Source organism: Acinetobacter silvestris, assembly GCF_002135235.1.
GTDB lineage: Bacteria > Pseudomonadota > Gammaproteobacteria > Pseudomonadales > Moraxellaceae > Acinetobacter > Acinetobacter silvestris.
On record NZ_NEGB01000007.1, the window covers coordinates 83,060 to 107,987 of the forward strand.

At 39.0% G+C, this 24,928-nt stretch carries 25 protein-coding genes; 13 read left to right on the forward strand and 12 right to left on the reverse strand.

The window, feature by feature from the left end; genetic code table 11:
* Positions 1-76 precede the first annotated feature (76 nt).
* Together B9T28_RS12050 and B9T28_RS12055 are read left to right on the forward strand one after the other, a co-directional pair.
* The gene (locus B9T28_RS12050; protein ID WP_086204235.1) at positions 77-799 is read left to right on the forward strand and encodes an outer membrane protein OmpK; all 723 of its coding nucleotides are present in this window, start codon (positions 77-79) and stop codon (positions 797-799) included.
* A 109-nt stretch (positions 800-908) separates the two neighbouring features.
* Entirely contained in the window at positions 909-1,412 is a 504-nt protein-coding gene (locus B9T28_RS12055; RefSeq protein ID WP_086204236.1) for a GNAT family N-acetyltransferase, read from the forward strand.
* A gap of 55 nt (positions 1,413-1,467) precedes the next feature.
* On the opposite strand, the gene parE is transcribed toward B9T28_RS12055, so the two are convergent.
* Both parE and B9T28_RS12065 read right to left on the reverse strand, forming a co-directional pair.
* Positions 1,468-3,348 (reverse strand): DNA topoisomerase IV subunit B, encoded by a 1,881-nt coding sequence (gene parE / locus B9T28_RS12060; protein ID WP_086204237.1) that lies wholly within the window; start codon positions 3,346-3,348, stop codon positions 1,468-1,470.
* Between the two features lie 16 nt (positions 3,349-3,364).
* Positions 3,365-3,949, reverse strand: coding sequence for a YqiA/YcfP family alpha/beta fold hydrolase (locus tag B9T28_RS12065; protein ID WP_086204238.1), 585 nt, complete (start codon positions 3,947-3,949; stop codon positions 3,365-3,367).
* A 247-nt stretch (positions 3,950-4,196) separates the two neighbouring features.
* Between B9T28_RS12065 and B9T28_RS12070 the strand changes: the two genes are divergently transcribed.
* A complete protein-coding gene (locus tag B9T28_RS12070; protein WP_086204239.1) occupies positions 4,197-5,528 on the forward strand; it encodes a PGAP1-like alpha/beta domain-containing protein in 1,332 nt (443 codons plus the stop codon).
* A gap of 231 nt (positions 5,529-5,759) precedes the next feature.
* Here B9T28_RS12070 and B9T28_RS12075 read toward each other — a convergent pair whose 3' ends face one another.
* Complete coding sequence (locus B9T28_RS12075; protein WP_086204240.1) at positions 5,760-6,260, reverse strand: disulfide bond formation protein B; 501 nt, start codon at positions 6,258-6,260, stop codon at positions 5,760-5,762.
* A gap of 32 nt (positions 6,261-6,292) precedes the next feature.
* A complete protein-coding gene (gshA, locus tag B9T28_RS12080) occupies positions 6,293-7,870 on the reverse strand; it encodes a glutamate--cysteine ligase (RefSeq protein WP_086204241.1) in 1,578 nt (525 codons plus the stop codon).
* A gap of 210 nt (positions 7,871-8,080) precedes the next feature.
* On the opposite strand from gshA, the gene B9T28_RS12085 reads away from it, so the two are divergent.
* The 5 genes from B9T28_RS12085 to B9T28_RS12105 all read left to right on the forward strand — a co-directional run bounded on the left by B9T28_RS12085 (position 8,081) and on the right by B9T28_RS12105 (position 13,290).
* On the forward strand, positions 8,081-8,620 hold the full coding sequence (locus B9T28_RS12085; protein WP_086204306.1) for a DUF924 family protein: 540 nt from the start codon (positions 8,081-8,083) through the stop codon (positions 8,618-8,620).
* A 105-nt stretch (positions 8,621-8,725) separates the two neighbouring features.
* Entirely contained in the window at positions 8,726-9,292 is a 567-nt protein-coding gene (locus B9T28_RS12090; protein WP_086204242.1) for a CC0125/CC1285 family lipoprotein, read from the forward strand.
* A 19-nt stretch (positions 9,293-9,311) separates the two neighbouring features.
* On the forward strand, positions 9,312-10,619 hold the full coding sequence (locus B9T28_RS12095) for a DUF445 domain-containing protein (RefSeq protein WP_086204243.1): 1,308 nt from the start codon (positions 9,312-9,314) through the stop codon (positions 10,617-10,619).
* Between the two features lie 34 nt (positions 10,620-10,653).
* Complete coding sequence (locus tag B9T28_RS12100) at positions 10,654-11,808, forward strand: methionine aminotransferase (RefSeq protein ID WP_086204244.1); 1,155 nt, start codon at positions 10,654-10,656, stop codon at positions 11,806-11,808.
* Positions 11,809-11,922: 114 nt separating this feature from the next.
* Positions 11,923-13,290: an MATE family efflux transporter gene (locus tag B9T28_RS12105; RefSeq protein WP_086204245.1), complete on the forward strand. Its 1,368-nt coding sequence runs from the start codon at positions 11,923-11,925 to the stop codon at positions 13,288-13,290.
* A gap of 49 nt (positions 13,291-13,339) precedes the next feature.
* Here B9T28_RS12105 and B9T28_RS12110 read toward each other — a convergent pair whose 3' ends face one another.
* Positions 13,340-14,185, reverse strand: a complete 846-nt coding sequence (locus tag B9T28_RS12110) for an SDR family NAD(P)-dependent oxidoreductase (protein WP_086204246.1) — start codon at positions 14,183-14,185, stop codon at positions 13,340-13,342.
* A 205-nt stretch (positions 14,186-14,390) separates the two neighbouring features.
* Between B9T28_RS12110 and B9T28_RS12115 the strand changes: the two genes are divergently transcribed.
* From B9T28_RS12115 to phoR, 3 genes are all read left to right on the forward strand, one after another.
* A complete protein-coding gene (locus tag B9T28_RS12115) occupies positions 14,391-15,080 on the forward strand; it encodes a TetR/AcrR family transcriptional regulator (protein WP_086204247.1) in 690 nt (229 codons plus the stop codon).
* Between the two features lie 244 nt (positions 15,081-15,324).
* A complete protein-coding gene (gene phoB / locus B9T28_RS12120) occupies positions 15,325-16,035 on the forward strand; it encodes a phosphate regulon transcriptional regulator PhoB (RefSeq protein ID WP_086204248.1) in 711 nt (236 codons plus the stop codon).
* Positions 16,036-16,044: 9 nt separating this feature from the next.
* The gene (gene phoR, locus B9T28_RS12125; RefSeq protein ID WP_086204249.1) at positions 16,045-17,427 is read left to right on the forward strand and encodes a phosphate regulon sensor histidine kinase PhoR; all 1,383 of its coding nucleotides are present in this window, start codon (positions 16,045-16,047) and stop codon (positions 17,425-17,427) included.
* Positions 17,428-17,486: 59 nt separating this feature from the next.
* On the opposite strand, the gene asd is transcribed toward phoR, so the two are convergent.
* The 3 genes from asd to pncB form a co-directional block, all read right to left on the reverse strand.
* Positions 17,487-18,338 carry an archaetidylserine decarboxylase gene (gene asd / locus B9T28_RS12130; RefSeq protein WP_086204250.1) on the reverse strand — a complete coding sequence of 284 codons (852 nt, stop codon included), beginning with the start codon at positions 18,336-18,338 and terminating at the stop codon, positions 17,487-17,489.
* Positions 18,335-19,183 carry a sulfurtransferase gene (locus B9T28_RS12135; RefSeq protein WP_086204251.1) on the reverse strand — a complete coding sequence of 283 codons (849 nt, stop codon included), beginning with the start codon at positions 19,181-19,183 and terminating at the stop codon, positions 18,335-18,337. Before B9T28_RS12135 ends, asd begins: the two co-directional genes overlap by 4 nt.
* A 111-nt stretch (positions 19,184-19,294) precedes the next feature.
* Positions 19,295-20,500 (reverse strand): nicotinate phosphoribosyltransferase, encoded by a 1,206-nt coding sequence (gene pncB / locus B9T28_RS12140; RefSeq protein WP_086204252.1) that lies wholly within the window; start codon positions 20,498-20,500, stop codon positions 19,295-19,297.
* Positions 20,501-20,841: 341 nt separating this feature from the next.
* Between pncB and B9T28_RS12145 the strand changes: the two genes are divergently transcribed.
* Positions 20,842-21,198 (forward strand): roadblock/LC7 domain-containing protein, encoded by a 357-nt coding sequence (locus B9T28_RS12145; RefSeq protein WP_086204253.1) that lies wholly within the window; start codon positions 20,842-20,844, stop codon positions 21,196-21,198.
* A gap of 123 nt (positions 21,199-21,321) precedes the next feature.
* Here the strand turns inward: B9T28_RS12145 and B9T28_RS12150 are convergent, their stop codons facing one another.
* Complete coding sequence (locus B9T28_RS12150; RefSeq protein WP_086204254.1) at positions 21,322-21,522, reverse strand: CopG family transcriptional regulator; 201 nt, start codon at positions 21,520-21,522, stop codon at positions 21,322-21,324.
* A 269-nt stretch (positions 21,523-21,791) separates the two neighbouring features.
* On the opposite strand from B9T28_RS12150, the gene dtd reads away from it, so the two are divergent.
* Positions 21,792-22,232 (forward strand): D-aminoacyl-tRNA deacylase, encoded by a 441-nt coding sequence (dtd, locus tag B9T28_RS12155; protein ID WP_086204255.1) that lies wholly within the window; start codon positions 21,792-21,794, stop codon positions 22,230-22,232.
* 75 nt (positions 22,233-22,307) lie between these two features.
* Here dtd and B9T28_RS12160 read toward each other — a convergent pair whose 3' ends face one another.
* The 3 genes from B9T28_RS12160 to serB all read right to left on the reverse strand — a co-directional run bounded on the left by B9T28_RS12160 (position 22,308) and on the right by serB (position 24,901).
* Entirely contained in the window at positions 22,308-22,787 is a 480-nt protein-coding gene (locus tag B9T28_RS12160) for an SCP-2 sterol transfer family protein (protein WP_086204256.1), read from the reverse strand.
* A gap of 174 nt (positions 22,788-22,961) precedes the next feature.
* A complete protein-coding gene (aciT, locus tag B9T28_RS12165; protein ID WP_086204257.1) occupies positions 22,962-23,276 on the reverse strand; it encodes a ciprofloxacin tolerance protein AciT in 315 nt (104 codons plus the stop codon).
* A gap of 404 nt (positions 23,277-23,680) precedes the next feature.
* Positions 23,681-24,901, reverse strand: a complete 1,221-nt coding sequence (serB, locus tag B9T28_RS12170) for a phosphoserine phosphatase SerB (RefSeq protein ID WP_086204258.1) — start codon at positions 24,899-24,901, stop codon at positions 23,681-23,683.
* Positions 24,902-24,928: the final 27 nt, after the last annotated feature.

Consider the following 24,928-nt stretch of genomic DNA (forward strand, 5'->3'; position numbering starts at 1 on the left):
CGTTTATGCTATTTCAGCTTTATTTTTGCTTAATAATCTGTATCCTTTAAGCGCTTTCTTGGGGGAGAACTTTTTAATGAAACTTACACACATTACGGCACTATGCCTACTCGCTTCAACTGCAACTTTGACGCAAGCAGCACCTGTTTGGCAAGACTTCAGCATTACTGGTCTATATGGCGAAAACTATGAGTTAACACCAGACAAAAAACAGTCGACTGTAACGTTTGAATATGCAGCTAAGCTTAAATATGGTGATTTTTTTGCTTTTGCAGATCGCACCAATAGCAGCGGTCAATCGGATACTTATTTTGAAGTATCACCACGTTTAAGCTTAGGCGCAGTTTCAGGTCAAAAACTTGAACTAGGTCCAATTAAAGATGTGTTAATTGCTACGACTTGGGAAGGTGGTAAAGACATGAACAACTACCTCTATGGGGTAGGTGTAGATTTAGCGATTCCTTATTTCCAATATGCTCAATTAAACTTGTATCGTGCGAACAACGACCTTCAAGCCGATGATTATCAATTAACATTTACTTATGGTATTCCATTCAAACTGGCAGCTGAAGAATTTTTAGTCGACGGTTTCTTGGATTGGTCTACTGCAGAAGATGATAAAGTCGCTCACTCAAGTGAGTTGAACTGGACCACGCAATGGAAATGGAATATCGGGCCACACATTTCTCCAGCGACACGCTTATATCTTGGTGTTGAGCACTCTGTATGGCAAAACAAATATGGCGTTCCAGGTAAAAATGAAAACAACGTCAGTGCATTAGTGAAATATCACTTCTAATTGCACTACCACTTTTTTGTTCAAAGGCAAGACTTCGGTCTTGCCTTTTTATTGCGCTTACAGAGCAAAGTTTTTAAACTAGCAATACCATTTCTCATTCGGCATTTTTATGGACTTTTTAATTCGTCCTGCTCAAATAGAAGATTTACCACAGATTCTCAATATTTATAATACCGAAATTATCAATGGAACCGCAACGTGGAATCATCATCCTAAAACTTTAGCAGATCTAAAAATTTGGTTTGAAGACTTAACCACTCAGCAATTCCCACTCTATGTCGCAGAAGAAAAATCCTCCCATAATATTGCAGGATTTGCCGATTATTCTGCCTTTCGTTCAATTCATGGCTTTAAACAAACAGTAGAACATTCTGTATTTATTCACCCCAATTTTGCACGTCAAGGTTTAGGTAAGATCTTGATGCTGCAGCTGATTCAACATGCCAAACAACACAACATACACGTTATGGTCGCTGCGATTGATCATGCAAATACTGGATCAATCTTATTGCATGAAAAATTAGGCTTTAAACAAACGGGCTATATGCCACAAGTCGGTCAAAAATTTGGACAATGGCGTGATCTTGTTTTATTACAACTAATACTGGATTAACGCTTAAAAAAATTATAAATATAGCTGCTAAAAAGCCCCTTTCGGGGCTTTTATTTTACACGACTAAATCTGCCAAATTGCCTTTCTGTTCTAACCAATGCTTACGATCGCCAGAACGTTTTTTTGCTAATAATTTATCCAACAAACCTGCGGTAAAATGCGCATCATCTAAATCCAATTGCACTAAACGACGTGTATTCGGATCCATTGTGGTTTCACGCAGCTGACTCGCATTCATTTCACCCAAACCTTTAAAGCGCATGATTTGCGGATTCTTAGACTTGGCTTTCTTTAAGATAATCTCTAGCTCGTCATCATCTAACGCATAATGGACGTCTTTTGCATCATCTACACGATATAGCGGTGGCATGGCTACAAACAAATGACCCTCTTCTACCAAGGTATGGAAGTGCTTCACAAACAACGCACACAGCAAAGTTGCAATGTGTAGACCATCAGAATCGGCATCTGCAAGAATACAAATTTTACCATAGCGTAGTTCAGACAGATCATCACTGCCTGGATCAACCCCAATAGCAATGGCGATGTCATGCACTTCTTGAGAGGCAAGAACTTCGTCCGAAGAGACTTCCCAAGTGTTTAGAATTTTTCCACGAATAGGCATAATCGCTTGGAAGTTTTTATCCCGCGCTTGCTTAGCTGAACCACCCGCAGAATCCCCTTCTACGATAAACAATTCAGATTCTTCAAGCGTATGCCCCACACAATCTGCCAATTTTCCTGGAAGTGCAGGACCAGAAACAATCTTTTTACGTTCAACTTTTTTCGCTGCTTTTAAACGTCGACCCGCTTTGGCAATGGCTAATTCAGCAAGCTGCATTGCCACTTCAGAGTTTTGGTTAAGCCATAAAGCAAACGCATCTTTAGCAATATTTAAAACAATATTCGACGCTTCACGACTGGAAAGACGTTCTTTCGTTTGCCCTGAAAACTGTGGCTCTTGAAATTTTAAAGACAGAATGTAATTCACACCATCCCAAACATCTTCCGCTGATAATTTCATGTTGCGAGGCAAGAGATTACGTAATTCACAGAACTCACGCAAAGCATCGGTTACACCAGAGCGCAAACCATTTACATGCGTTCCACCTTGTGCCGTCGGAATTAAATTCACATAACTTTCCTGAATCTGCTCGCCGCCTTCAGCATTCCAGCAAATCGCAAATTCAGCTCTAGCGCGTTCAACCTCACCTGTCGCAACAAAAGCTGGCTCTGGAATAATGTCACGCTCTTGTAGCTCATCCATCAAATAGTCAACGAGACCATTTTCAAACTGCCACTCTATTTTCTCATTATTAATTTCATCAATATAAATAATTTGAAGCCCTGCAGCTAAAACAGCTTTGGCTTTTAAATTATGTTTTAATGCTTTTAAGGCAAATTTAGGAGAATCAAAATATTTATCTTCTGGCCAAAAACGAACCATCGTCCCCGTGGCACGTTTTGCGACTTTACCTTCTAAAACTTCAAGTGCTGAAACGGGTTCGCCGCGTTCAAACGCCATTTTATATAAATTGCCTTGGCGCTGTACTTCAACTTCTACCCGAGTGGATAATGCGTTAACAACAGAAATCCCGACCCCATGCAAACCACCTGAAAATTGGTAGTTATCGGTACTAAATTTACCACCCGCATGCAATTTGGTCATGATAATTTCTATCCCACTCTGACCATACTCAGGGTGGATATCGACAGGCATACCGCGACCATTGTCTTCAACCGACAACGAACCATCTTTGTATACTGTCACAGTAATTTTATTGGCATGTCCTGCAAGTGCTTCATCGACCGCATTATCAATAACTTCTTGTGCCAAATGGTTTGGACGAGTTGTATCCGTATACATTCCTGGACGACGGCGTACAGGATCTAAACCAGATAAAACTTCAAGTGATTGGGCCGTATATTGAGACACGTTGTAGGTTTTCCTTTTATTTTAGCGAATACGATAAAAATTCCAAAAGCATGGGGATTTTATCTGCAAAATTTTCCATGGCATGGTTGCCATGCATCTCTATCATGATCATGGAGGTATGCATAGCAGCACTATAATACTGTTCTGCTTCACGATAATCTAAAACTTCATCGCCTTGTTGTAACAGAACCAATATTTTGTCTGCATCCTGTACAAATGGCACGGCAATTTGTTCTAAGTGATCAAGTTGTGCATTATCTAAAGTCCAGTATTCATTTACCTTATAGGGAATTTGTTCAACTCCGAATAATTTTCGGAACAATTGCCATGGTCGCATAGCAGGATTGATGAGTACAGCAGGTACACCATATTTCGCGACCAGTTGTGTCGCATAAAACCCACCTAAACTACTTCCAACCAAGACCACATCATCCAATTGTTCAATTAAATTGGATATATTATCAATGACTTGTTGTGGAGGCATATTTAAATCAGGTAAATGTATTGTATAGGTTGAATGTTGCCCACAATAATTTTTTAATTGTTGGCCCTTGATCGAAAACGCATTACTTTGAAAACCGTGTAGGTAAATAATATTCATATCGACTTGTTTGAAATTTAGCTCAATTTGTTTTATTTTTACGTGATAAAAATCACAATTTTGTTACGATTGGTAGCTAATAACCTTTTGTTTGTCCGACAAAATAATTAACATTTGATGGTAATCATCGGTATCTTAAAACGGTTCAGGATGAACAATATCAGATGATTAAATAGGATTTATACATTGATCTATACCAAAAAGAAAGTATCAGGTATCGATCAATTAGAATTAGGATAACCAATACATGCCGAGCTTAACACCACTGCACGAAACCTATTGCAAATGGGATCCCTCTCCCCTGAGCCAAGCCGATGTGCTGGAAGGTTTAGCTCAATTGGTCAGCACTCGCTTAAGTGGTGTTGTTCAAGATCTAATTCAAGCCATTCAACGCGAAATGCTCTTGAGTGTATTTGGTTTAAGCAAACAAAAGGCCCAAAACTTTCAAACCCAACCTTATGTTGAAAAAGCCTATCAATTGGGATATAGCACTTTACAACACTATGGTAACTACTTGCTCGCCCCGAGTTTACGTAAAATTATTGAACGTTTTCCAAATTTACATGATAAGGCATTAACGGCAAGCATGCAGTTTCTGGTCAGTGCACTCAATGGTGTTTTAGGCGATTATCTTCTCAGCACTCAAAACCCGCTTGCGCTCTCGAGTCTACTATATGACCGTTATGGTATGGTTCAACAAGGTGATTTAGATGGACGTATCGTGATTTTTGCTCACGGTTTGTGTATGAATTACTTAGATTGGTCTAACCGTGGTAATGGTGGCATTGGCGAAAAACTTTTAGCACAGCGTGATAACAACACCATGTTGTATCTCAATTACAATACTGGACGTCGTATTTCAGCCAATGGGCGCAGTCTTTCGAATCTACTCGAAGACTTAGTTCAACGGAATCCGCGTATTACCAGTATTGATTTAATTGGCCATAGTATGGGCGGTCTTGTTTCTCGAAGTGCGTTGTTTTATGGCAAACAAAATATGCATCAATGGTTTCACATGGTGGAGAATCTAGTTTGTCTTGGCTCACCTCATCATGGTGCTGTATTAGAACGTTTTGGTTTTGCCTTACAAGAAAAAATTGGTCATTTCCCCCTCGTTAAAATGATCAGTCATATCGTCAATATTCGCAGTAACGGTATTTTAGATTTACGCTATGGCAGTGTTCGTGATGATGACTGGGAACACAATAATGCACGGATTGGCTTAGTTGATGATAATCGTAAACCAGCGCCATTGCCTTCACATATCAATACCTTTTTAGTGGCAGGTACGCTCGAATTTGCAAATAAAAAGAATAAGACCTTAAAAATTATTGGCGACTATTTAGTCAGTGTCAAAAGTGCCTTAGGTGAACATCCCAATCCACGCTTTCAACTGAAATTACCTGAATCGCATAAAGCTGTCTTTTATGGTTTAAATCACTTGGAAATTCAATATCACCCGAGTGTGGCGGAGCAAATTGCAAAATGGTTTTATCCGAATCATGAGCAGCTTGCAGAAGAACAAATCCGTAAATACCTCATTCAATTAGAAAATATGCAAGGTATTATCGAAACCTGATTGTATTGTATCCAAAGCCTGTTTCCAGAATACCACTCAAACCAGTTGATTAGGTTTTCGCTTCTTCGCATTCAAATCAGACCAAGTGACAACAAATTGACTGCGTCAGACTACGCACTACACCTGTACATAAAATTGTATTTAATGCCTTTAATTTGACTTATTAATCTCTAGTTTTAAAATTAAATTCCCATAAAAAAGCCAGTTCGGAAACTGGCTTTAAGCATAAATTTAAGCTGGATACTTACGCAATAATTGCCATAAACTGATTAAGGCCAATACGCTAAAGAACACTAAAGACCACACGGGTAAAGATTGTCCTAAGAAGGTCCAATCGACCCGAGCGCACTCACCTGAACCCGTTAAAACTTCTTTAAATACCGATTTCATCGGTAACGTTTCTACCCAATAATCCAGTCCTGGACCACAACTTGGTACTTGATCTGGTGGTAAATTTTGTAGCCATACGTGACGAGCAGCAACACCTGCCGACCATACAATTGCCACTAATCCTAAAAATGCATAAGCGCGTTTAAAACCAGAACGAATGGGATTATGTAAGCATGCGATTAAAGAAATAATCCCCAAACCCATTAAACCAATACGCTGGAATACACAAAGTGGGCATGGTTCTAAGCCTTGCCCATGTTCCAAATACAAGGCAAATGCCATACCCACGACACTTGCTAAAAACAAAATACCACTCACGAAGCGATAATTACGCCATTGCATGGATTTTCCTCTTCATTTTTTATAAAACTTATTTATCTAAAGTTGGCAAGATAGTCATTAAAACTGATACTGGTATCTTGCTCAAGTTGCTGTTGGTCTTGCAAAGATGACTGCGTCAGCGCTTCAAAATACGCTAAAGTTTCAGGGCTTAATACATGTTGTTGGTAACGTTCTAGATGCAGATTTGCCATCAAGCTACCGAAGCTCCATGTCCCTCCTTGTTCAAGGGTATCTTCAATCACTTGAGCAGATAATGTTTCTGCAACGTCATCAATACGACTTTGCATCACCAATAAAGCCTGTGTATACAAATCCGTTGCATAAGTTTGATTCAGCAACTCAGCTAAAGGTTGCATGGCATTGATATGCAACTGTACCCAATCTTCGAGTAAATATTCCTGCTCTGCCTCTATAATTTTAGCATTTGGTGCACGACCACGATTAACGATTTCAGCTTGGTTTTTATCAATTATTTCTTGTTCAGCATCAAACAAATCAGGGCTTTCTTTCAATAAACAATATAAAGCTAAAACTTCTAAGAAACCGGCACTATCTTCATTAATTCCGATTGCACTATAGGGATTCACATCCACCGCACGGAGTTCAACATAGCCAATGCCACGCTCTGCCAACGCTTGAGATGGCGTTTCCCCAGCCAATGGAACTTGTTTTGGACGCACTAAACTGTAGTATTCATTTTCAATTTGCAGCACATGATCATTAATTTGAATCGGCTCGCCCTGTTCATCATTTAAACCTAAATGACTGAATTGCTCATACGGGGTATGTACTGCTTTTTGCAGTTCTTCTACATAAGCGGTTAAATTATTGTAATGGATACCCAATTGTTTTTGTGCTGAATTTTGATAGCCAAACTGCCCCATTCTTAATGCAGTCGCATAAGGAAGATACAAGGTACCTTTCACCAAAGGAAGTAATTGATGCTCACGTCCAGTCATAAAGCATTTACATACCGATGGGCTTGCACCAATCAGGAACGTCACCAAAGGCGTTAACCGAATAAAATTTCGTATTAAGCCCAAATACCGATGACTACGGTAATCCTGTAAATTTAAAGCTTTTAATGCAGCATCCGTTTCATGCTGTTGTAAGGCTGAAAACACAGTATCTGGAAATGAAATATTATAATGTACACCCGAAATCGTCTGCATACGGCGGCCATAGCGAATGCCCAAACCATGACGGTATAAGGTTTTAAATTTACCAATATTGGACGTGCCATATTGCGCTAAACGGATATTTTCCTCTTGATCATCCAACATACACGGCATCGACAATGGCCACAGTTTTTCGCCATTTTCTAAATAACGATGCACTACCGCATGAATATCTGCCAAATAATTTAACGCTTGAGGAATACTTTCTTTTGGTGGAGTAATAAACTCCATTAAAGCTTCCGAATAATCAGTCGTGATATGCGGATGCGTCAGCGCTGAACCCAACGTTTTCGGATGGTCTGCTTGAGATAAGAAACCATTGCTTTGCATACGTAGGCTTTCACGCTCAATGCCACGTAACATCCCAGTAAACAATGCTGAATCGACCCAAGTCGGTAAAACAAATGGAGAAATCGCTTCGGGTTGACTCATACTCACTCGCTTATCTTAAAAGAGTTTCTTAAAATAAAATTATTGGATTACATCAGTATAACGTGAATTATGACTGCTACAGCATACCCGATTCGCTTTTGAACGAAGTATTCATTTTATTTTGAAAATTTTTTATCACAAAGTTACGCTATATGACATCATAAATTTGTGATTTTATAGAAGAATAACCACTAAAGAATTTTAAATATGATGAATTACCAAGAAGTTATCGATTTTTGGTTTAACCCCAATACGCAACCTTACTGGTTCGCTAAAAGTGATGAGTTCGACCAACAGCTACATAACCGTTTTAGCATAGCACTTGAACAAGCGCGTCAAGGTGAATTCTGGGAATGGCGTAAAACTGCTGAAGGTCGATTAGCAGAAATCATTGTGCTTGATCAATTTTCACGAAATTTATGGCGTAATTCCCCAGCATCTTTTGCACAAGATCCTATCGCACTGGTGCTTGCTCAAGAAAGCATTCACTTAGAACTAGACCAAAACTTACCTTCTGAACAACGTGCCTTTTTATATATGCCTTTTATGCACAGCGAATCCAAATTAATGCATGAACATGCACTGCAACTATTTGAAAGCTTAGGAAATCCCATAAATTTAGATTTTGAAAAACAACATAAACGTATTATTGACCGCTTTGGCCGTTATCCACATCGCAATGAAATTTTAGGTCGTCAATCAACCCTTGAGGAGTTAGAGTTTTTAAAACAACCCAATAGTCATTTTTAACTGTTGGAATAGTCTTACAAAAACCTGCTTGAAATTCATCATCAATCCACCCATTTATAACAATATAAATGATTAAAATGACTGATCCATCAAAAGGAACGAATCATGAAAAAAACATTTATCGGTCTGGCTATGGTGGCAGTATTCACAATTTCAGGTTGTGCAACCACACTGTCCAAACCTCGTACATTTGACCAATTAGGGCAATTTGCGACGTACCCACTTAATGCTCAAACTTACCGTATCAGCTTTAAAGGTAATAGCAACATGAGCTTTGGCACAGCAGAAGAAATCACCTTAGTAAAAGCAGCGCAAACGACCCTTTTAAATGGCTTCCAATTTTTTAAAGTCATGAATGATCCGAGTAATCGCACTCAACTGCCACCTCGTCAAGCCGTGGTTTATCCAACCCCCAACTTCTATCCTTATGGGTACAATGCCTACCGACGTCCTGGTGCATTCTATCCTCCATTTTATGACATGCCACAAGTGGTCACAATTGATCCTGTACAAGTGGCCTATACCATTGCATGTTTTAAAGATAAAAAATCTGCGCCAAATGATGCTTTTGACGCTCGTCTGATTTTACAGTCTTTAGGACAAAAATATGGGGTTAGTCCGACAGGACAGATACTGCAACCTCAACCGGCTGAGGTAACATCATCAAAATAATAAAATCTTAGGAATTTGAATGAGTGATTCTGAACAAAGCAGCATACCAAGTTTAAATCGCAGTAAACGTTTCGCCACAATCGCATTAGTCATTGCGATTTTGGCGTGGATTGTTTTAATTATTGTCGCCAAATTAATGCCAGAATATGCATGGTTTATTCATATTCTCATGCTCGGTGCAGAAGCAGGTGTGGTAGGTGGTTTAGCCGATTGGTACGCGATTACCGTGTTGTTTAGAAATCCTTTTGGTAAAATTCCAATTCCTCATTTTTTAAAAGATCATACTGAAATTATTCCACGCAACAAAGCGCGGATTGCAGAGTCGATGGGGAAATTTGTTCAGGAAAATTTCCTCTCTCCGCAAGTGGTCAAAAGAAGCTTAGCCGATGCCGATCTCAGTTTAGCGATTGGCCAATGGCTCGCTAATCCAAAAAACAATAGCCAAGTCGTTGATGTGATTCAGCAGACGGTACCGAAAATTTTTGAATTTGTCGGACAGGAACAAATTGGGCACTTTATTCAAAACAATACGGTGCAATGGGCACGTAATACACGAATGAATAGTCTGGCCAGCGAAATGCTGCGTGCTGTTTTAGAGAATGATTTCCATCAAGATGTGTTACAGCGTGGCTTAGATATTGCACATGAATGGATGATGCAGCATCCTGAAAAAACACGGGAACTGACACAAACCCTTTTTAAAGAACTGGGTGTATCACGACTTGCAAAAGGTGCAAGTTGGATCGGGATTGATGTAGAGCAACGTACCATTGATTCTTTATTAGAAAAAGTAGAATCTATGTTGGCCGATTCTGAACACCCTATTCGTCAACAAATAGAAGATGTTGCGCATCAGCTTATGCTAGAACTTGCCGATAGTCATAGCAATGCAAGTCTGCGTCTCAACGAAAATAAAAATGCCCTATTGGATAGCCCACCGGTATTAAACTTTATTACTGGTGCTGTGGTGATTCTCTGTGATGCAGTAAAACAGGACTTGATGAAAGCTGATTCGGGTATTGCACTGAATTTACGTATTGCGATTCAACAAGTCGGTGAAAACTTAATCCAAAATCAAGCTGTACGTGAGCTTTTAAATGAGCGTATGAGTGGTCTTGCGGTCAATTTAAGTGATCAATATAGCGAAAAAGTTATCCGTTTTATTAGTGAACGTATTCATGAATGGGACTCCCGTGAAATGATTGCTAAGATTGAAAATGAAGTCGGCGGTGACTTACACATGATTCGAGTCAATGGCGTAGTAGTTGGTGCATTTATTGGATTAACTTTAGGGGTAATTCGCGCAATTATTGATTTTGCGTTATAAGCTATAGCCATCACAACTTTCTATTGTTTAGGTCATGATCGAAATCCATTCCAAACTCCCTGCTCAAGGGGTCACCATTTTCAGCATCATGACCGCAATGGCACAACGACTGAATGCCCTCAATCTGGCACAAGGTTTTCCAGATTTTGCTGCACCTCCGGCATTATTAGACGCCCTGAGCCAAGCAACCCTAGCAGGCTTTAATCAATACCCATCGGGTGATGGCTTATTACCGTTACGTGAACAAGTTGCCCGTCTATTTTCACGCCGCGATCAACTGACACCCGATCCAGTGACCGAAATTACCATTACCCCTGGTGCCACCATTGGTATTTTTTGTGTGATTCAAGCCATAATTCATGCGGATGATGAAGTCATTATTTTCGACCCGAGTTATGATAGTTATGCACCCAGTATACAATTAGTGGGTGGCAAAGCGATCCACATTGCATTAAATACAGCTGACTTTTCAGTAGATTGGAATCAAGTCAAAGATGCCATTACCGATAAAACCCGTATGGTGATTGTGAATACGCCACATAACCCTACTGGAGCAATCTGGTCACGTCAGGATTGGTTAAACCTGATTGCATTAATTCAGGATAAAAACATCATTGTCCTGTCGGATGAAGTCTATGAACATTTGATCTATGATCATGAAAAACATCTTTCAGCACTGACTTTCCCAGAACTGAGAGATCGCAGTTTTGTAGTGGGTTCTTTTGGAAAAACCTTTCATGTCACGGGCTGGAAAACGGGATATTGTGTTGCTTCACCGCAACTGATGCGTGTTTTCCGTCAAATTTATCAATTCGCCAATTTCTGTGGTGTGACCCCAATCCAAATGGCACTTGCTAACTATATGCAGCAACATCCTGAGCATATAACTGGTTTATCTCGTTTCTATCAAGATAAACGTGATTTGTTTATTTCAGGACTTAAAGACTCGAAGTTTAATTTAGTTGCATCCAAAGGCACTTTTTTCCAAAATCTGGATTATAGCGCCATTCGTCCAGATTTAAACGATCGCGAAATGTGCCAATACCTTGCCGAAGAACATAAAATTGTGGCAATTCCGGTATCGGTTTTCTATCAACATCCACCTGAAAAATTACACTTAATCCGTTTTTGCTTTGCCAAAAAAGATGAAACCTTAATACAAGCCGCTAAAATTTTAACTCTGGTGTAATCTAACTATTTATCGTCAATAACAGTCTGGGTTACTGAAATACTCAGGCTTTTTTATTCCGTTATATGCTACTGTGGTTTAAGAAATGAATGAAAACTGGACAATAATATAACGATGTCACCTCGTCAAAATTTACTGCATCATCCACAATTTTGGAAAGCCTTCTTAATCTTTCTAGTCCCATTAATTGCAACCAATATTTTGCAAAATTTATCTGGAACAATTAATACGATTTTTGTAGGCCAGATGTTGGGCGTGGATGCCATTGCTGCAATTGCCGTCTTTTTCCCTATCTTATTTTGTATGATGGCTTTTGTTATTGGCTTATCCGCAGGTGCAACGGTTCTGGTTGGACAAGCTTGGGGCGCACAAAATATTGAAAAAGTCCATTGTGTAGTCGGTTCAACGCTGTTTATGACCCTAACGGGTGGAAGTGCAATTGCTTTATTGGGTGTGATCTTTGCCAAACACATTCTGCTATTTTTAGGGGTTGACCCTAAAGTGATGCACCTGTCGTTGCCTTATGTGCAGTGGATGCTCGCAGGTAGTCCTGTACTCTTTATTTATATTATTTATACTTCAATTTTACGTGGTGTCGGTGACAGCACCACTCCCATGCTGGCATCAGGGCTAACGATTCTCATTGGTTTAATGGTCACACCTGTCCTCATTGCAGGTTATTTTGGTTTTCCTAAAATGGGCATTATTGCTCCTGCTATTGCCACAATTATTGGGTTCTTATCCGTCTTAGTTTTTCTGTATTTTTATTTAAATAAAAAGCATCACCCCCTTAAATTAGATCGAGCATTAATTAGCCACATTAAGCATCAACCCGAATTGAGCCGTCTAATTTTAAAATTAGGTGTTCCAACGGGTATTCAAATGGTGACGAACTCTGTTGCTGGCTTAGTGATTATTGGCTTAGTGAATAAATATGGTTCACATGCCACGGCGGCTTATGGTGCAGTCAATCAAGTGCTAAATTATATTCAATTTCCTGCATTATCTATCTCAATCGCTGCCTCAATTTTTGCCGCGCAAGCCATTGGTGCTGGAAAATCTGAACTGTTAAGTAAAGTCACCAAAACAGCTCTAACCATGAATATCGTGATTACTGGAACACTGGTGGGTTTAGCTTATTTGTTTTCTAAATATTTAATGGCTTTATTTATTACCGATCCAAGTGTAGTGATCTTAGGTCAACAGCTCTTATTCATTGTATTGTGGTCGATCCTATTTTTTGGTGCGAGCGCTATTTTTGCCTCTATCATGCGTGCAAGTGGTACAGTCAATGTACCCATGTTTATCAATATTGCCGCCATTGCCTTCATAGAATTACCCTGCGCGTATTTATTTAGCCATCACTGGGGACTCCAAGGTATTTGGTATGCCTATGCCCTGTCTTTCTTTAGTCTTTGTATTCTGCAAGGGAGCTATTATCAATTTGTGTGGAAGAAAAAGACAGTTAAAGTGCTTCTTTAAAAAGAAAAACCTGCTAAAGCAGGTTTTTTAAATTTACAGCCGAAATAGCTTATTTAGGCTCTAAACGTTTACTCATCTTCGTGGCAAAACCCGTAATTTTTTGATATCCCGTCGGTAAGATACGTTGGATAAGATCTAAGGTTTTGGCATCATTCCCAATCAATAAACGACGCTTATCTTTAAGTACGGCATCCAAAATTTGCTGTGCCGCTTCTTCCGCTGGCATACGTAATAACTTATTAAAAGCCTTAGCTGATTTTTCAGGATTCATGCCTAAAGAACGCAAGCTATCATTCATTCGTGCATCATTGGCGATATTGGTACGAATCCCACCTGGATGCACACATAACGCACTTACACCACAATTTTCCAAATCAAGTTCTTGGCGTAAAGACTCGGTGAAGCCACGCACAGCAAACTTACTTGAGTTATAAGCAGACTGTGTTGGTTGTGCAGTTAAACCAAATAGACTTGAAGTATTGATAACATGACCTTCACCTGATTTTTTCAGATAAGGTAAAAATTCTTTAGTGCCATAGACCACCCCCCAATAATTAATACCCATAATCCATTCTAAATCTTCGTAGCTCGCACCCTCTACGGTAGAACCTAAAGCAACACCTGCATTATTAAAAATCATATTAACTGAGCCATGATTTTGTACAGTTTCTTCAGCCCAAGCTTTGATTTGATCACGATCGGCAACGTTGACCTTTTTACTGGTGACACGTACGTTATATTGTTTAAGCAATTCAGCAGTTTCTGCTAGTCCTTTTTCATTTACATCACTAATGGATAAGTGACAACCAGCTTTAGCCAGTAAAATTGCTAAATGCTGTCCCATACCTGAGCCTGCACCAGTAATTGCTGCGACTTTATTCTTAAAATTTTTCATTGAGTTTCCTTGTTTGAATTTTCCACACAAAATCATTTTTATTGTGCAGCTCACTTGATTACTATAAATTTGACAATACTTATTGTCAATATAATATACTTAGCTTTTGTTGCTGTAAATTTAAACAAAAATATGAACATAGGTTTAAACGGCATTTATTGATAAAATATTGTCATTGGCAGACACTCATTGGCACATATTCACTATGACTCAACAACATTTAACTTCTGAAATATCAGTAGAAAAAACGATAAAAAAAGCAGCCAAAGAGCGTCAATTTAAAGGAATGTCTCTATCTGAACGTAAACTGGCACGCCGACAAAAACTCATTGAGGCAGGCATCCAAGCCTATGGTACACATGGATTTTTTTCAGTAACCGTCAAAGACATCTGTAATGAAGCCAAACTAACGGAACGTTATTTCTATGAGTCTTTTAAAAAAAGTGAAGAGTTGTTTCAAACTATTTTTTTACAATTGATTGAATCTTTACAACAAAATGTCATGCAAGCGGTGATGCAAGCCGCACCTGATCCAAAAAATATGATTGATGCGGGTCTAAGTGCACTATTTTCAATGCTCAAAAATGATCCTCGTATGGCACGTATTATTTATATCGATGCCATGTTGGTACAAGAGCTGCATAATCACGCTACTATTCATGAAACCATGAGCCGTTTTGACCGCATGATTCATGCTTTTGTCATGCTGATGATGCCGCATATCAACCTCAATGAAAAAGAAGTTTCACTGATTGCCACTGGCTTAAATGGTTATGTCACCCAAATTGCGATTCGTTGGGTCATGGGAGGATTTAGATTATCTTTCGACGAAGTTTTACACTCATGTAAAATTGTTTTTGCTTCTTTACTGCAAACATTGTCCGAAAAGGAATAAAAAGATCAGATTGATCAAATAGAGCAATAAATGCCGTTAAAATAGAGATAGTCATTTGAATTTAAAATATTTAATGGCTCATTCAGAGTAGATAACAGACCTACACATCAGTGAAAATTGTCACAATTCATTGCAAAAATAAGTGAATCATCCATTTTTGCAATGATACTGTCATAATTAATCTTTGTAATAAGCCTGTCATAAATATAAAACGGTACACCGTTCATACATAGGATATTGCGTTGTGAAAGATGACTATATTTTAATCGTCGATGACGAACTTCCAATCCGAGAAATGATCCACACATCATTGGACATGGCTGGATTTCAATGTTTACAAGCAGAAGATGCAAAACAAGCCCATCAAATGATTGTCGATCAACGACCTGCATTAATCTTATTAGATTGGATGATGCCGGGTGGTGTCAGTGGCGTAGATTTATGTCGTCGTTTAAAACGTGATGAAAATCTTTCCGAAATTCCAGTGATTATGCTCACTGCACGTGGCGAAGAAGACCATAAAGTTCAAGGGCTAGATGCAGGCGCTGATGATTATATGACTAAACCATTTTCGACACGTGAATTGGTTTCTCGTATTAAAGCGGTATTACGTCGTGCCAATGCACTGAGTGGTGAAAAAGCCATTGATGCGAATGGCTTGATTCTTGATCCTGTCAGCCAACGGGTCAGCTTCAGTGATAAAATTTTAGAAATGGGCCCAACTGAATATCGCTTATTAGCCTTCTTTATGACCCATCCAGAACGTGCCTATACTCGCTCTCAACTGCTTGATCAAGTCTGGGGTGGAAATGTGTATATTGAAGACCGTACCATTGATGTCCATATTCGTCGTTTGCGGAAAGTGCTTGAACCTTTTGGTGTAGACCGTTATGTTCAAACTGTTCGAGGCACTGGCTATCGCTTTTCGACCCGTGCCGATGTTGCCTTAGGTTAATTTTAGTTTATGTATGAACCCTATCCCACACCCGATCTTGCTCGAGATCATAAAAAATTTCGCTATAGCAGTTTATGGACATTTGCCAAGCAAGATTTACGCCTTTTAGTCTTTTTACTGGTCATCGGAGGCTTTATTGGTTTGGGGGTGGGCTATTTCTGGGTTGGCCTATGTATTGCATTTTCAATTTTCTTTGCCTTTCAGCTTCGCTCCTTATATTTGGTCAATGAATGGATTTCCAATCGTCCTTATGAAGCCCCCCCCAATCTAGATGGAATTTGGGGTGCATTACTCTTCAATGTCTATCGCGCACAACGCCAAGAACGGGTTGTACAAGCAGAAATGGTGGGGCTGATTGATCGTGCACAATCCTCATTGGTCGCTTTGGCTGAAGCGGTCGTATTAACCGATGAATTACACCAGATTGAATGGTGGAATCCAGCTGCAGAAAAATTATTGGGTATTCAACCTTTAGACCGTGGTCGCAATCTGCTAACGATTATTCGTCAGCCCAGTTTTATCGATTATTTTAATCATATTGATAAATCTCCCGATGGGATCAAAATAAAATCTTCAGTTTTTGAAGAACATTATGTACAAATAAAATTGACTCGCTTTGGCAGTGAAAGTCGATTATTACTCGCCTATGATGTGACACGCATCCATAATCTGGAACAAATGCGTAAAGACTTTGTCGATAATATTTCTCATGAATTGCGCACACCGTTGACCGTACTCAGTGGCTATATTGAAACCTTTACCGATCAGGAAGATTTAAACCCGCGTTGGAAACGTGCTTTTGACCAAATGCATTCACAAACGCGAAGAATGAATGCCCTAGTCAATGATTTATTATTGCTCTCACGTTTGGAAGGCAATAAACAAATTGCCAAAAATCAAATTATTGAAATGCCCAGTTTAATGAATCAACTGTTTGATGATGCACAAGCCTACAACGTCGATTATGGTCATACTTTAAATTTAGACATTGATAGTCATTGCGACTTAATTGGCTCAGATACCGAACTGGCCAGCGCTTTTAGTAATTTAATTACCAATGCCATTAAATATACCCCCAAAGGCGGGACAGTCACGATTGGTTGGCATGATGATGGTGAACATGGCTACTTCACGGTACAAGATACCGGGATTGGGATTGATCCAAAACATTTACCCCGTCTAACTGAACGTTTTTATCGGGTGGATAGTGCGCGCAGTCGTCAAACCGGCGGAACAGGTTTAGGTCTCGCCATTGTCAAACACGTGTTAATGCAGCATGCAGCGTATTTAGAAGTAGAATCGAAAGAAAACCAAGGTTCAACCTTTAAAGTGGTCTTTCCTAAAGAGCGCCTTTATAATCCAGATGAAAGCTTAAATTCCTTTGAACTCTAGACCATGTTTAGAATAAAAAAATCCCTGTGCAAACAGGGATTTTTTTATTCTTTATAGAATTAAGATGCTGTACCTAAGCGCTCACCCATCACTACTGTTGAATTGGCTGTAAACGCTTCACTCCAAGCCATTTTATCTTGTTCAAATAAAATGATTGCGGTTGAGCCTAGGTAGAAACGGCCCAGCTCATCACCCTTTTCAAGTTTCATCTCATGATGATTTAACTCTAAACGACCTGATGGTTTAACTTTACCGGTAGCTACCGTTTCAATGCCCGCCACAATCATCGCGCCAACTAAAACGACCGCCATACGCCCCAATTCAGTATCAAATAAGCACACCATGCGTTCATTGCGTGCAAATAAACCTGGAATATTTTCCGCTGTGGTTTGATTGACTGAAAACAGTTCGCCAGGAATATACAATGTCTCGGTCAAAGTTCCTGCAAAAGGCATGTGCACACGATGGTAATCCCGTGGTGATAAATATACCGTTGCAAACTCACCATTCTTAAAAGGTTCAGCCAGTTGTGGATCACCAATGAGTTTTTCAACCGAAAAGCTTTGCCCTTTGGCTTGAAAAACATCACCTTCTTTAACCAAACCAATTTGTGAAATTGCACCATCTGCAGGGCTGACAATACTGCTTGAATCTGCATCAACTTCACGAACCCCCTCTTTTAATGCACGGGTGAAAAATTCATTGAATGATTTAAATTTCAAAGCATCGGTTTGTTGTGCGATAGATAAATCAATATCATATTTGGCTTTGAAGGCTTGAATCGCGACATTCTTAATCACTGGATGTTCACTAGCAGCAACTTTACCAACCACACGGCTCAGTTGTTGTTGTGGAATAACACGTTGCGCTTGAATGAAAATTTGTTTTTTTAACTTGGATGTAAGACTCACGAAGGTGATTCTCCAGTAATAATTGGACTGTCAAGGCGATTGCCCCATTCGCTCCACGCACCATCATAGGCTTGGATATTCCAACCGAGTAATCGACCCACGATATAAGCCAATCCCGAACGGTGATGTGACTGACAATATACCACTACAGGTTGATCCAGCTGAAAACCCAAGTGTTCTAAACGTTGTTGAGTGCGTTCTAAAGGCTGTAATTTTAAATGATTTTCACGATCAATTGCAGTACTCCATTCAAAATGAAGTGCATTTGGAATGTGACCGCCGCGTCGCGCTGCAAGTCGTTGACCGGTATACTCATCCAATGTCCGACAATCCCACAGCTGTACAGACTGCTGTTGTACTTTTTCTAATAGTTGCGGATATTCAATTCGATAGTTTTCAATATCAGTTAAATTGGGTGAAATCAAGTTCGCAACTGGGACAACTGGATCAACATTTGATGTTGTCGGCAGACCCGCGCCTAACCAAGCATGAATACCGCCATTCAACAAACTGACGTTGTTAAATCCAAGACAATGTAAATTCCAAATTAACCGCCCCGCCCATGCACCGCCTTCATCGTCATAGACCACCACATGATGCTCAGGTGAAATATTCAAAGCTTTAATCAGTGCGTTTAAACCCGCTTGATCTGGCAATAATCCCATTGCCTGCTCTTCTTGGCGTACCAATAGATTAGGTTTGAGGTGAATGGCATGCGGAATATGCAATTGCGCATAAACCGATCTTCGGCTGAGATCAATAATACGTAACCGCTCGTGCCCTAAAAAAGGAACAAGCTGATCCGTCTCAATCAATAAGCCAAAATTGAATTCAGGTACTGTCATAATATTTTTCGAATTTTAGTCCATCAACTGGCACAATCTTAACATAGTCATTTTTATCAGCATGCTGATTTTCTACATTCCTTTGCAAAAAATCAGCATTCATTACTCAAACTAAGCCTCTTCTTGAATTTCAAAAACCTGACGTAAGTATGCGAGAAAAGTATCGTTATCGGTCATGGTCTTACCTGGGCTGTCAGAAATCTTCGCCACAGACTGACCATTACATTCGACCAATTTCAATACGATATTCAGTGGGGTTTGCCCCATATCATTGGTTAAATTAGTACCGATACCAAAACTGACTTGGAAACGATCCTTAAAGTATTGATACAGACTCCAAGCACGTTCCAAATCTAGACCATCACTAAACGTCAGCATTTTTGATTTGCTATCAACTTTCAATTTTTTATAGTGCATATAAGCTTTGTCGCCCCATTCAAAGGGATCACCACTATCATGACGTAGACCATCAAACAGTTTCGCAAAATACAAATCAAAATCACGTAGAAATGCATCCATTCCTACCACATCCGTCAAGGCAATACCTAAATCACCACGATATTCTTGTACCCACGTTTCTAAAGCGGCTTTTTGAAAATCCCGCAATCTAACATCCAAGGCTTGAAAAGCTTGTAAGAATTCATGCGCCATGGTTCCAATAGGAAAAATACCCAATTCTTTAGCGATTAAAACATTACTGGTACCACGGAAAATAGTCGGTGCAACATCATGGAATGTTTGGATAATATGTTTTTGCCAAGCGAGACTATAACGACGACGGGTACCAAAATCTGAAACTAAAAAAGGTGGATCATTGGGATGCTGCTGCTGTGCATATTGTTTTAAAAGTTGCACTTTGGCTTGCAAACGGCGTTCGCCTTCAGCAAGCACTTCATCGGAACGGATTCGACGGAAATACAGTTCATTCACGATGGCGAGTACGAAAATCTCAAACATCATTGCCTGAACCATTGGGCCTTCCACCCAAATATCCAAACGACCTTCCGCATCAATCCCCGCTTTAATAAAGCGACGTTTGAGTTGAAATAATTCTAAATAATCAACAAAATCACTTTTAATAAAGCGCATGCTGCGTAAATAAATCAGTTCATCTTCTTTAAAGCTCAACTGACAAAGAAAGTCGAGTTGCTCATTTAAATCATCCAAAATATCAGCCAATGGATAGACCGTATCATCCAAATTGCGGCAACGGAAATGGTAAACACTATGCGTTTGTGGAAATTTATGAAGTACCACTTGCAGCATTGTAAATTTATACAAGTCGGTATCGAGTAAGGATTGAATGATTGGTTGCATAGCAGACCCATTAAGAAGTTCTTTTATCACGATAAAAGGTGAATTGACACTTACAAACCCAAAAGATGTGATTTATCAGATTTTTATCATTTTAACAAAAAACCAGAGTATGAATCATAAAATCAGGATCTTTTTTATCCGATCCAAAACATTAACATATTATTATCATTAAATTAATATTAAATATTTTTTTATACACTAGCATTGCAATGAAATTATTTTTTCATTAACATCATTTACAATAAAAACAGCATTTTATTGGTATTCCACGCAATAAATTCGATTTTTATAGATATTCAAATCCAAAAGTATGTACTTACTCACAAAAAAGGAATTGCGCCATGGCTAAACTTAGCTTGGATACACTAAATGATATTGACGGTTTCGTGGTTGCAGCACTCGTAGACAGCACCAGTGGCCTAGCGCTTGCAACAACAGGTTCTGGTATTGACTTGGAGCTTGCTGCTGCGGGGAATACAGAAGTAATTCGTGCAAAACGTAAAGTGGCAAAAGCACTTAATTTGAATGATCGAATTGAAGATATTTTAATTACCTTGGGTAAACAATATCATTTATTACGTCCATTGGATCGTAATGAAGACCTTTTCCTTTATTTGGTTTTAGATCGTCAAAAATCAAATCTAGCGATGGCGCGTCATGAATTAAAAGCCTTTGAAAAAGAATTAGATTTTTCTTAAGTTACCTATAAAAAAGCTGTCCTAAGTTTAGTCTAGGACAGCTTTTTTATTTATCAGTTCGCTTAAATCCTGACGAAAACAAAATCAAATCTAACTCAATTTTATAAAATAAAGTCGCTACTTCTACTCATCTATTTTTGATTTTTCTAAACCAGAAGCATTCATTTTTGTCGCATATTCCACACCATTTGTATGCAAATATTCACGAATCAATTGTCGTACCACTTGTGATGGTTTTAAATCTTGTCGATAACACAATTCTTCAAATGCTTGTTTTTTAATTGGATCAATCAAAATAGTTAATCTTGCTGTTTTATTTTCCATACCATTTACCTATTTCTACATGCTCATATTATTATCATATTATTATCATTAAATATTATCAAGATATGCTTGCAAAGTCAGGGACGTTTAAGCCAATTTATGCTCGTCGTTTATACCAAACTAACATAATAAGAAATATATAAAAAACCCTATTTTAACGATGTCTTTTTATGTTGCTCGCTTAAATATGCAATGAGCTGAAGCTAAGCTTTTGATCCGCTGCTTTGCTAAACTTACACAAAGCTAAATTTAACATGTGAATATCGAATATGCGGGCAGTATTACAAAGAGTTCTCGAAGCCAAAGTGGTTGTCGATGGTAAAATTACAGGACAAATTGAAAAAGGCGTTTTAGTTTTTCTTGGCCTAGCTAAAACGGATAATTTAGATAAAGGTACAAAGCTGATTGATAAGATTTTAAAATATCGTTTTTTTGATGATGAACAAGGCAAGATGGGCTGGAATATCCATCAGGCGCATGGCGAGCTTCTATTGGTGTCACAATTCACACTGATGGCACAAACTCAAAAAGGCTTACGCCCTGATTTTGCTCCGGCGATGCCTCCTGCTGAAGCCAAAATATTATACGAGCAACTTATTGATTATGCTCAATCACAATTTGAACAGGTACAAACGGGTATTTTTGCAGCGGATATGCAAGTGCATTTAATCAATGATGGGCCTGTAACATTTAATTTGGAAGTCGAATAATCCTTACCAGTAATCCGTAAATAAAAAGCCTATGACAATGCATAGGCTTTTTATTTACGCGATCATCACAGTCACTTAACGACCCGTTTTCTCTTTCAAAAACTGACGCGCCATTTTAATTTTATCTTTAACCGGTTTCGGTACTTTCGGTGGAATTAACTTTGCAACTTGGTTAAACCAAACCAACAAACTAAAGTCACCTTCCATCTTAATGCTACCTTCTTGCATCCCAGTCATGAATGCTGTCGGATCACCTTTAATCAGCGTTTTGACGCCTTGCTCACTATCAGCAAACTGCAAAATAAAATCTGCTTGCTCAACACTGCCTGAAACCGTATCAATATGGCCATTGTTCACAATGATTTGACGTGCAACGCCTAAATCTGTCCCAATTTGAATACGAAACTGACGATCATGAGTCAATTCGATGAATTTAGGGCTAGTACGAGTCAGTTGCTTCATGCGCAATGCAAGTCCCAATACCAAAAGATCAAGCGGATCCGTACTTGCATCGACGATTGGTAACTTCACCACTGGAATTGAAGAAAATTTCATGACATTTAAGCCTGTTGTTTTAGTATAAAATTGAATCCGCTCATCCTAGCATAACTTATTATTTTTAGAGCAAAGCTTTGTATAACAAAATATGAAAAAGGCATATGCTGAAATAAGCCCTTTTTAAAATTGTACTAAATTTTGAGAAACGTTCTAGACTAAATGACTTGCTCATTATTCATCTTCATAAAGAGGTGTGTGTTCAATATATTGGCGATTTTCCAATGCTTTCTGAGCACGACTATCTTCTCTTAATAAAAACACAGTTAACGCCATCATCGCCAAACTCAATGCAGTTAAATAACTATAAGCAACAGAGAGTGCAAAAACGTTTTGTACGCTAAATCTGATTGCTTCTAACATTCCCCAAAAAAGCATACCCGCACACATAAAACCTAACCAATGACGGTAAGGGGAAAAGAAAACAGTCATTAACGCCGCAGCAATCAGACCAAAACCGATCAATGTTGCAAAAGTCGCTGTTACCATAAAAATCTCCGTCAATTCAGTGATATTTCTAATGCCATCTTCAATCGTGTTTTACAACAATATGAGCTTATTTATGAAGTTTTATAAATGCTTCTGTCCTGCATTATGGATAGTTTTAAGCAGAAGAAAAGTCTTGCTTGAAGTTTAAACGACACACCTTGTCGCAACATTCTTTTGTCATTACACTTTTATTTTCCATATTTTTGATAGAGCCTATCAGGCATCAAGATCGGCGTGTCATTACAAAAAAGCACCGATCAAAATCAGCATAAAAAAACTTTTTTTCGATCTCTTGAATCGGTTTTCTCCTATCTAATTTTTTTCTCCAATCCTCGACATTCTTCATATACAAATAAAAAAATGCGACTCTGGGTCGCATTTTATGGTCACAATTTTGTCATGATTTAAGCACGATTTAAATCTTTATCGTGTACACCTAAAAGGTAGAGTACACCATCCAAACCTACACTTGAAATGGCTTGATTGGCGTTTTGACGGACCAAAGGTTTGGCTCTAAATGCGACACCCAACCCGGCAATAGACAGCATTGGTAAGTCATTTGCGCCATCCCCTACTGCAATCGCTTGTTCTAAGGAAATTCCCATGCTGTCAGCAAGTTCACGCAGTAACAAAGCCTTTCGAGCACCATCAACAATATGACCTTTAACTTCACCTGTAACTACGCCATCTTGTACGTCTAAAATATTGGCATGCACTTCATCAATACCTAATTTTGCTTGTAGATATTCTGCAAAATACTGGAAACCACCAGAAAGAATTGCTGTGCGATATCCCAACGCTTTTAAGGTTGAAATTAATCGTTCTGCCCCTTCTGTCACCGTCAATCGAGCCGCAATTTTTGGAAGCACTGAGGCATCTAAACCTTTGAGTAGGGCCACACGCGCACGGAAACTTTGTTGAAAATCAAGTTCGCCCAACATTGCACGTTCTGTAATTTCCGCCACTTGCGTACCGACACCAGCTTCAATTGCCAATTCATCAATCACTTCTTGCTCAATTAAAGTGGAGTCCATATCAAAACAGACCAAACGGCGATTACGACGGTAAGCATTATCCTCTTGCACAGCAACATCAACATTAAGTTCATTCGATAAACGTAAACACGCTGCTCGCATTGCTGTTGCATCAAGCATTTGACCACTCAAGCCAAACTGCACACATGATCGTTTTGGATCTTCAGCATCAACATTGAGTTCAGGACGACCGGATAAACGCGTGACCGTTTCAATGTTAAAGCCTTGGCTAGAAACAATATGTGTAACTGCTTGTAAATGTGCAGCCGTCAGCTCTGGTGCTAAAGCCGTCACGATATAACGGGTTCGTCCACCTTCACTCACCCATTGATCATATTCCGTGCCTGATATGGGTTTAAAACGAACGGTTAAACCAATATCATGTGCTAAAATAAGCATCTCTTTCATTGCCAAAGCAGTTGCAGTTTGGTCATTTGACGAAACAACAATACCTAAAGTCAATTGGTTATGAATGACAGCCTGTCCAACATCTAATATTTGCAAAGAATGTACGGACAATACCTGCATTAATCGAGTAAACTGATTGGGTTGATCAGGTCCTAAAAATGATATAAGAATGATTTCGCGCATGAATTGACTCTGGTCTGAGCTACAACT